This is a genomic window from Bacillus sp. S4 (assembly GCF_040838205.1).
GTDB classification, from domain to species: domain Bacteria; phylum Bacillota; class Bacilli; order Bacillales; family Bacillaceae_G; genus Bacillus_A; species Bacillus_A cereus_U.
The window spans coordinates 1-3,147 of the sequence record NZ_JBFPJI010000355.1 but is presented as its reverse complement, the minus strand read 5'-3'; the positions used below and the strand labels follow the sequence as shown (position 1 = coordinate 3,147).

The following is a 3,147-nucleotide window of genomic DNA, read 5'->3' as shown; positions in this document are numbered from 1 at the left end:
TTGCTATTAACACCCATTTACCTTTTTGCAAAACAGCTTTCATATTCACTTTTTCTTCTCTCCTTACCTACTATAATTCCTGGTTATTTTTTTGCTGCAAATTCAAGTTCTAACCTACCCGATTGTGATAATTTCAAGTAACCGTCAAATTCTTTCCCTGATTTACCTTTCATCTTCTTTATTAACCCTGTTTTCTTTCCTTCTAATAATTTCTTTGCATTTGCTTCCGAAATTTTCTTAGTTAAATATTCCCCTGACATTGAGAATTTACATCCTTCCTTATAACCACTGCACCCATAGAATGTTTTACGATTCACGACATCTTTCCCACATTTCGGGCATTTACCAATTGTATCTTTCGCTTTCATATCTTGAATTTTATTATCTATTTTCAACTCACCAATAGATTCTGTAGCCCCTTTAATTAGATCCTTAATAAATCCGCTAGTTTGACTAACAAATATATCCTTAGAACCTTGTTCTTTACCGATTTTTCGCAAATAACCTTCCCATTTCGCTGTTAGTTCAGGTTTCGCTAACATCGTTCCCTGAACTGATTCACAAAGGATTTCTCCTTTTGGTGTAACACTCACTTTATTCCGCTTCACTTCTATATACCCTTGTTTTTTCAACGTTTCTATAATGCCAGCACGAGTTGCTTCTGTACCCAGTCCCTCTACTTCTTTAAGAATAATTTTACTTTCCTCATCTTCTACTGAAGAACCACACTTTTTCATCATGGTAATCAATTGACCTTCTGTATATGGTTTAGGTGGCGTAGTGACACCTTCTTTTGATTTTACTAAGCCCTGGACAAATTCGTCTTGTTTAACTACGGGTAAAAGAGATACTTTCTCTTGATCGTCCTCTTCCTCAATTTTATCCGTCACATACAACTCTTTCCATCCTAAGGATTTTTCTGCCTTTCCTTTTGTGGTGAACAACAGACCGTTCAAATCACTTGTTATTACTGTTTCTTCATACATATAAGGCGCATGGAACATGCTTAATACACTCTTTAACACTTCCATATATAAATTTCTTTGTTTATCAGGTAATCTTGCGATTGTTTCTCTTGATGGAACATTTTTAGTTAATACAATTGCATAGTGTTCCTGGACTTTCTTATTATCAACATAGCGCTTATTTGCAGTTAATGAATGCGGTTGGAAATTCACACTTGCAATGGATTGATAACCACTCAAATTATTCTTTAAATACTCAAACTCACCTTCTGTAATATAATTGCAGTCTGTACGGGGATATGTTACTAATTTAGCTTCATATAATTCCTGAATCCCTTTTAAAACGTCAGCTGGTGAATACTTATATTTTTTGTTGGCCAAAGCTTGTATAGAAGAAAGAGAGAATAATTTTGGTGCTTCTTGTTGTTTTGGTTTTACTTCTACAGATTTAATCATGCCTTGTTGACTGTTATTTTCAGAAAGACTATGTTGCTGCAGCAAGCTCATTAATTCTCCTTTTGTGGCAAATCTCTCTTTATAACGTCCCATGTATACACCGTTTGGAGAAGTAAATTGCGCTTCCAATTCAAAGAAAGGCGTTGGTTTAAAGTTTTTAATTTCCTGTTGTCTCTTATTTATTAAACATAACGCTGGTGTTTGGACTCGACCTACACTATAAGCTCCTTGAACCCCTTTCTGACGTAAGAGAAGTGTATATAATCTACTAGCATTCATCCCAATGATCCAATCACTAATTTGACGAGCTTGCGCTTCCTCAAACATACTTTCAAAATCTTCTCCAGGTTTTAAGTTTTGGAAACCTTTTTTAATTTCATCTACTTCTAAGCTATTGATCCATAGGCGTTTAATCTTTTTATGTGTACATCCAGCTTCCTGGATTATCAACCTTGCAATTGCTTCACCTTCCCTGTCTATATCAACGCCTACGACCGTTGTATCAGCTTCCTTCATTAATTTTTTTACAATATTAAATTGTTTTTTCTTATCAGCCGATACTTTATATTCATAGCGTGAAGGTAAAATTGGCAATTGTGACAAATCCCATTTTTCCCATTCCTTTTTATAATCTTGAGGGGATTTCAATTCTACTAGATGCCCATAAGCCCAAGTGATATTCCCTCCACTTGGTAATAAAGAACAAGGTGGAACATAAAAGTGACCCTCTCTCTTTTCAACTTTCGGGAATGCTTCAGCATACGCTTTCGCTTGATTCGGTTTCTCTGCTAAGACAAGTACGGACATATTTTTAACTTCCTCTCATTAGTAAAATTTTATATAAAAAAGGCGCAGCATTGACTATGCTACTCCTAAAAATACTGTGAACTTGTGTAAATGTGTATTTGTGTACATTTACACAAGTGAATTAAAAAGACCAACATAGCGCTATGTTGGTCTTTTATCTCTCACGCCCCATTTGGCGCATATATGCTATTCTTCTAGCTTGACCCTTTTCTTTATATTCCTGGCACTTTTCCTCTAATTTAGAGAAATCACAGCAAACTCCTTTTAAGAATTTCTGTTTTTGTGAAGGCTTTCCTTGTACAGTTACATCTTTATATACTTTTTCCACTTTATTAGAAACTCGATCCATATTCTCTTTTAAAAACAAATACTGTTTTAACATCAAATTACCATACTTAGGATCTGTCTCCGTTTTTTCTGCTATATCAATTTCTTTACACTCTTTTTCTGGGACTGGAATCATGTTATTGACCAATAAAACTCCAATTCGCTTCTCAGGGTTATCAATATCGAATAACTTTACACTGACCTGGCTATTAAGATTTTTATCATTACGTGATGTTAAAGGCACAAAATAATCATGACCATTGATTTTTTCCAATACACCTACATACGGTCTGCTATGCTGTTCGTCTTTATTAAAGGGTACTTTACTATCTGTTTCTCTTAGATAGTCTATATATTTGGTTGAAATAGTGTAAAATTTAGGATTATCTTTATTAGCCAAATCTCTTCTCCCCCTAAAAACAAAAAAAGTAGGAAGAAAACTCTTCCTACTTTTAAAATTCTTTTTTTGTGCCTACTACGGTAAGGCTACACCAATTTTTTGGTACTCACTACGGTAGAGTTACACCAATTTTTTCGCGCCTACTAAAGTAAGGCTACTCTAATTTTGTACTCTTATTATATGCAATTTACT

General features: G+C 34.5%; 2 protein-coding genes. Both read right to left on the bottom strand.

What is annotated here, in order from left to right; genetic code table 11:
• Positions 1 to 83 precede the first annotated feature (83 nt).
• On the bottom strand, positions 84 to 2,228 hold the full coding sequence (locus AB3X48_RS19955; protein ID WP_088099762.1) for a type IA DNA topoisomerase: 2,145 nt from the start codon (positions 2,226 to 2,228) through the stop codon (positions 84 to 86).
• Positions 2,229 to 2,382: 154 nt separating this feature from the next.
• Positions 2,383 to 2,955 (bottom strand): type III toxin-antitoxin system ToxN/AbiQ family toxin, encoded by a 573-nt coding sequence (locus AB3X48_RS19950; RefSeq protein ID WP_002144420.1) that lies wholly within the window; start codon positions 2,953 to 2,955, stop codon positions 2,383 to 2,385.
• Positions 2,956 to 3,147: the final 192 nt, after the last annotated feature.